This is a genomic window from Sporosarcina sp. Y352, assembly GCF_056786535.1.
Genome location: NZ_JBXCJE010000030.1, coordinates 1 through 6,349, shown reverse-complemented (window position 1 = coordinate 6,349; position 6,349 = coordinate 1). Strand labels below are relative to the sequence as shown.

General features: G+C 35.1%; 7 protein-coding genes. All 7 read left to right on the top strand.

Translation table 11 applies throughout. The features are described 5' to 3' along the window. Window positions 1-169: 169 nt before the first annotated feature. The 7 genes from AC1TO6_RS21030 (at window position 170) to AC1TO6_RS21000 (ending at window position 5,813) form a co-directional block, all read left to right on the top strand. Window positions 170-1,420, top strand: coding sequence for a hypothetical protein (locus tag AC1TO6_RS21030; RefSeq protein ID WP_482103536.1), 1,251 nt, complete (start codon window positions 170-172; stop codon window positions 1,418-1,420). 12 nt (window positions 1,421-1,432) lie between these two features. After that, window positions 1,433-2,563, top strand: coding sequence for a hypothetical protein (locus AC1TO6_RS21025; RefSeq protein WP_482103535.1), 1,131 nt, complete (start codon window positions 1,433-1,435; stop codon window positions 2,561-2,563). A gap of 502 nt (window positions 2,564-3,065) precedes the next feature. Continuing rightward, on the top strand, window positions 3,066-3,557 hold the full coding sequence (locus tag AC1TO6_RS21020; protein ID WP_482103534.1) for an RNA polymerase sigma factor: 492 nt from the start codon (window positions 3,066-3,068) through the stop codon (window positions 3,555-3,557). Further along, window positions 3,544-4,200 (top strand): zf-HC2 domain-containing protein, encoded by a 657-nt coding sequence (locus AC1TO6_RS21015; RefSeq protein ID WP_482103533.1) that lies wholly within the window; start codon window positions 3,544-3,546, stop codon window positions 4,198-4,200. Before AC1TO6_RS21020 ends, AC1TO6_RS21015 begins: the two co-directional genes overlap by 14 nt. 164 nt (window positions 4,201-4,364) lie before the next feature. Then, window positions 4,365-4,649 (top strand): hypothetical protein, encoded by a 285-nt coding sequence (locus AC1TO6_RS21010; protein WP_482103532.1) that lies wholly within the window; start codon window positions 4,365-4,367, stop codon window positions 4,647-4,649. Between the two features lie 210 nt (window positions 4,650-4,859). Further along, window positions 4,860-5,183, top strand: coding sequence for a hypothetical protein (locus AC1TO6_RS21005; RefSeq protein ID WP_482103531.1), 324 nt, complete (start codon window positions 4,860-4,862; stop codon window positions 5,181-5,183). A 183-nt stretch (window positions 5,184-5,366) separates the two neighbouring features. Next, on the top strand, window positions 5,367-5,813 hold the full coding sequence (locus AC1TO6_RS21000) for a hypothetical protein (protein WP_482103530.1): 447 nt from the start codon (window positions 5,367-5,369) through the stop codon (window positions 5,811-5,813). The last annotated feature ends 536 nt before the right edge of the window (window positions 5,814-6,349 follow it).

The following is a 6,349-nucleotide window of genomic DNA, read 5'->3' as shown; positions in this document are numbered from 1 at the left end:
AAGCGTTCCGGAAGAAATATGTCCTTCTTTCTGAGAAGCAAGAGTATGGCAAGATGATTGTCCGCTTTATCCATAAAGGCGTGCCGGAAGTTGAATGGAAGCCAGTCGTGCCGGAGCTGGAGGATGTGTTCCTTTACGAATACCGCGATGAAATCGAAGGGGAAGTTTGATGCGTATACTCATCTATGAATATAAGAAGGCATTGACAACGCCAATCATGATTGCATTGCTCATCGTCTTTTCGGCTTTTAATCTATTTGTCATCATCAGTTCATCCGACCATAAAGAAGAATTGAAGATAATCAATGAAATTATCGAAACGTACGAATTGGACATAACAGATGATTCATTGGACGATTTCAGCAGAGACGTTCAAATCGACATAGCTGAATTAAATAGGATGACAGCGTCCGAGTTTACAAGCGTCAATGAATTCCTTGGCGGATTGCACTTTGAGGATCACGAGAATTATACCGATAAACAATGGGAGTTCATTCAGCAACTGCAACTAAAGGAAATGTATTTGAACATGGCAAATTCGATTGATGAAAACTATGAAGAAATTGATATACGGAAATTGGGTGAGGTGGAAATAGAGAAGTATCGTCTCAGTGGCAATGCTGCTGAAACACTTCTGAATGAATACGAGAAATTCTCAGAGCGGTACGAGGAAATGGTTGAAAACGGAGAGCATAAGCAATGGTTTTTCGCGGGGAAAGCGTACTACATGCATAAATTTCTATTCAAAACGGTCTTCCTGCATATCATTATCGAATCTCTTCTATTAATCGTCTTGACGACTGCTTTGATCACGACGTATGAGTTTGAAAACAAGACACATCTCGTTGCGTACTCCACAAAACGCGGCAGAAAATTGATGAAGAACAAGCTTCTAGCATCTTTAACAATGGCTACAACTATTGTAGTCTTCCTATTCGCGATAACACTCGGAACGTTTTTCACAGTTTTTGATTACTCCCACGTCTGGCAAACATCCATTAGCAGTGCGTTCAACTGGGAAAATAATTTCCCGTATGTCGCTTGGTGGGATTTCTCTGTAGGAACCTTTCTAATAGGTGTAATTGCATTTGTTTTCATCTCGCTACTGTTATTTTCAGGTTTAACATTTGCAATTTCTGTCGCGGTGAAAAACAGCTACATCACTTTCTTTCTAATCGCAGCACTATTCGTCCTCATGTGGCTATTACCAAGCTTTATGCCAAAGTTTTCAAACCTATTATTCGTCTTTGCGTATACTTTACCGACTTTACTCTTAGCAGTCAGTTTCTCGTTCATGGGAAGTAGCGGATTGATTCTTTTTGAAAACTTTGAATGGATGACAATTAGCTGTTGGACGATGATTACGATTGCAGTTTGCTATATTTCGTATAAACGTTTTAGTAAGGTCGATATTTCGTGAGGGGGTGCAGCAATGAGAATTTTATGGAATGAATTGAAGAAAATCTTCACGTGGAAAACGATGTTATTGCTGTTGTTTATCAATGCGGTACTCTATTTTCTATTGATCGAGTTTTATATTACTAATTTCCCGAATGGAAGTGATAGTTACTCATACAATATTGCAGTTGAGATGGTAGAGAAATACGCTGATACGATGGATGAGGATGAATTCATTGACTTCCAAAACACATATGAGGAAAAATTGGAAGAAGCAAATCGATATTTGCAGTCGAGGGAAGATGCTATTGTAGTTGGATTGGATACATATGAAAAATTCCAAGCATATGATTGGTGGAATCCTTCTGAAGAAGCACGTGCCTTGCAAAATGATATTTTTTTCGATAATACTATCGATCTCTTTTGGGAGTTGCAAGAGCGTGAAAGGCTGATTGAGTTTTATAATTTTAGGAAAAATACTCCTGAAGTGCTTAATGTTAACAAGAGAGACCGTTTAATGGAATTGATTGCTGAAGAAAAATTCGGAGTATACACGGAAATAGTTATCCGGAACTTTAAATCATTTATTAAAGGTGTTGGCATTGTTATCCTGTTCAGCGTTGTGCTAGTCATCTCGCCAATAATACTGCGGGACCGTTCAAGGGGGCTCCTCCTGCTGCAATACACTTCGAAAAAGGGACGAAATCTTTTCAAAACGAAAATTCTGGCAGGGTATATTGCAACATTCATCGTCATTACTGGATTGTTGGCCGTTTATTTCAGTCTGTATTCTTTGAACAATACGGACATGTTTTTTAATGTGCGTGTCAACACATTTATTGGGAATGAATCCTGGTTTGACCCAACGTTTTTCCAATTCATCATGCTTTGCATCGCTGCTATTTACTTGATCGGGTTCTTCTTTGTAACACTTACGATGAGTTTTTCAAATGTAGTTCCCAATATGGTTTCATTAATTGGAATCCAAATCCCATTTGTTGTCGGTTTCTTGATCTTCGGCCTGAATCGATTATTGCTGGATATGATACACATTTGGAATCCTAAGTGGTTAGCTCCTGTTTCTTTCAGTAGCATGGTTATCATAAGCATCATTATTATTTATTTTCTAATAAAGCGCGAGAAAAAGATGGAAGTTTTGTTATAAAAAAAAGACCTTGTTAAATCTTAAAAAGACTGAACTATTAGAAGATAAGCCGCTGCATCAACAGCAACTTTCTGTAATAACAAGGGTTTCCGTTGAAGAATTGAAATTCTATGAGAACAGCAATCACAAGTATCTATACCGAAACAAGTCAAGCCAGAAGTGTATGAAAACAACAAGGATGTCCTTTATCACTGAATAGAAATATATTTTTTGTTCAATTAACGGGGGTTAGTTGAATAAGGAAGTAGTAATTATTATGGGTTATACCGATTTTTAATGGGGCAAATTATATATGAATGAAAAACAACATACTTTTACAAACCCTGATAAATATATAGGATTACTGGAGAAAAGCAGTTGTTGATGGCTTAAATCCTAAAACCATATATATTTAGTTAATACTTAGGCATATTCAGATAAAATGAATATGTCTATTTATTTTTTTGGAAATCTTGTAACGTTTTCATAGTTCGTTAGTTATTTAAGTGAAGGAGGGGAGAAAGTGAACTTTGAGGAAATTTATCAAGCGTATTTTCATGATGTTTACTTATATACAAAGTCTTTGGTAGCTGACAAGAATATAGCAGAAGAAATTACACAAGAGACATTTTTTAAGGCACTGAAATCATTTCATCAATATGATGGCAAAAAAGATGTAAGGGCATGGCTTTTCACAATCGCTAAAAATACATATTTTACACAATACAAAAAGCAGCAACGCGAGATAAATATTGAAGAAAATTCAGTGCGAAAGGATGTCCAACTTGTAGATTATTTAGTGAATGAAGAGCGAGCATTGATGATTCATCGATTTTTACACGCAATGAAGGAGCCGTATAAAGAAGTTTTCGCCCTTCGAACATTTGGTGAGCTTTCTTTTGAGGCAATAGGGCATTTATTTGGAAAAAGCGATGGCTGGGCTAGAGTAACGTATTACCGTGCAAAAAAGAAAATAATAGCGTATATGGAGGCGAAACAAGATGGGGGATATTAAATGTACAGTCATTCAAGATTTTCTGCCACTTTATGTAGATGAGGTAGTAAGTGATGATACGAAATCGTTAGTTAATGAGCATTTACTTACATGTGAGAATTGTAGAAATGAATATGAGCAAATGAAAGGTACGCTTTATGTACCAATTGAAAATAAAGACGCTTTGTTCAGCCAGCTTAAGAAACGATGGAATCGCAAAAAATGGCTTCTTATTTTTGGATCAGTTTTAACGACTACATTAATAGGGTTTGCACTATTTTCATTCATATTTCATTACTCAAAGCCAATTCCTTATACAGCAGAATTGTTTGAGCCTGAAGAAACGGCAGATGGAAAGCTTGTTTTAAATTATTTTGGAGAAAGTCATGCAGGAACGTATACGACACACCCTTTAGAAGTTGAAATAGATGGGGAAGTAAAAAACATTAGCTTAATTTATTATGTTAAAACAATCGCCCATTCGCCTACTAGTAACTTTTTACGAGAGGATAAAAGAATTGGACCTGATCGTTTAGAGTTAGTAGATAGTGAAGTTGTTGATGCAGTTTACTATGGGGACTTTGATCTTGATAAAGTAACCAAAGAGAAAGAGCAAACATGGGAAGAACTTTTACAACAAATGACGTTGATTTGGGAGAGGTAAATTAGGAAGTAAATTGAAAAAGATTGTGAAGTATTGTACTTAAAGTAACGGGTGCTTTACTTCATTAGGGGTTAAGCACCCTTTTTTCGGCTAAAGGGAGTTTAGTTGAAGAAGGAATTATTCCTATCGTAAATAATAAAAGAATTTAAGGGGGAGGTATAGTTATGTGGATAATATTTGGGGTTATTGCAATAGTAGCAACTTTTATAAATCTTTATATGTATAAAGCAGGAAAGGATTATAAGCTTGCTATGGCGATGGGATTATCATTTACAGCATTAACACTTTGTGCAGAATACAGTCTTGTATCGGTGTGGGTAGAAGTGGAAGATTGGGCAGCTTTAATGGATGTAGTACCTGGTATGGAAAGGGCACTGTGGTTTTTGACAATTGTTTCTATCTTACTAAATATAGCACCTATACTTTTAGAACTAAAAGGTAAGAAATAATTACTTATTGTCACTTCATTTATATGCAATTATTTGTTGGTCTTTATGTATAACTAACGGGTGCTTTACTTCAAGAAGGAGTAATGCCTCTTTTCTTATTGAACTAAAGGGGCAGGTTAGTTGAACAAGAAGGTTTTCATTAGTAAGTCAAAGAAGTAGTTATTGAAAGAATAATGCCTTTGTTAAAATCAAAAGTGAGGTGAAGCATCTATGTGGTCATTTATTTTTTATGGTTTATTTCTAATAGGATTAATCTTGATGATTGTAGCAATAGTTAAAAATGTTGCGAGAAATTATTGGTTGGCGGGATTAATTATGTATATTGTTAGTTTTTTAGGAAGTTGGTCTATTGGTCTCTACCTGCTTGTTATACCTTTTGTTTTATGGATATTAGCTTTAGCGCATTCTTTCGGTTGGGTGAAGAAAAGTTGGCAAAATGCACCTTTTGCAATCATCGGAATAATACTCTGGTATCTAAGCATTACAAATATTGATGATTATTGGTTGTTCCTACCTTTTGCTTTGTTACTTTAGTTAATGTTCTTAAACGTTATTAAGCTAACGGGTGCTTAGATAAAGACCAAGGGTTGCTTAGGTACCTCTTTTTTGTTATTGAACTAAAGGGGCAGTTTAGCTCAATAAGAATTTAGAAGGGAAAGGGGAAAACTGTATCGAATTATTATTTATTAAAAACTAACATTAAGGGTGAAAAGCATAATGAAAGACAAGAAAAATTTCAAAAAGACAAAAAAAATAGTGTTATACGGTAAGACACCAGAAGAACGCTTTAAGGAAGTACACGGAATAACAATAAAGGAATGGAACGAACAACAATTCAAAGTCCAAACTGGAAGGACATCCGATGAATGGTATATTAATAAGGTGAAATCTACAACACCTATTGATTTTATTAAAGAACGCCACGGTACTGTTACCGAGGATGATATAAAGCTTGTTAAGGATTTGCAGTTATTGGGATTAAAAGACGGTGTAATAAATGTATTACTTGATTATGTTGCAATTGTTGGCAAAGTCGGAATGGCTTACCCGTTGGTGAGAGAAATGGGTAAAAATTGGCATGAAGATAATGTATTAACTGTTGAAAAGGCTATTTACTTTGTTAGGGAAGAACAGAAGAAGTACAAAGACTCTTCAGAGAAATAATTACTAATTTCTTCACTACCGTCAAAGTCCTTCTTCAACTAACGGGTGCTTTACTTGAAGATCGTTGAGCTGCTTAGACGACTCTTTTTTCTTGTTCAACTAAAGGAGCAGGTTAGTTGAACAAGGTAATATTTACATTAAAATGGAATATAAGTAGAAAATTCGAAAATAAGGGATGATTTTATGGTGAAAAATATTGAGAATTCAGATGTTTTTAAACAAGTAGTAAAGCAACTTTGCAAAATTAACAATATTTCTCCCCAGAAACCTAAATTTGAAATCATCGAGAACCTAATGGTTATTAGCGTTAAGAACCATTTAAAAGATGGAGTGGACTTAGATTGCTTTCATATTTTAAATTTAATCTACCGAATAATTGCACCGTTAGGAATGAAATTTAATCAGCAATTATATCTGTATCCAAATTCAAAAAGAGTCGCTAGCGGTGTTTGTCAAGATAGTTGTCGTATATAGCTCTTTTAATTGATTAGTTATTTAATCGAATCAGTTCGCAACTTTTCTTTCATCGGATTCAA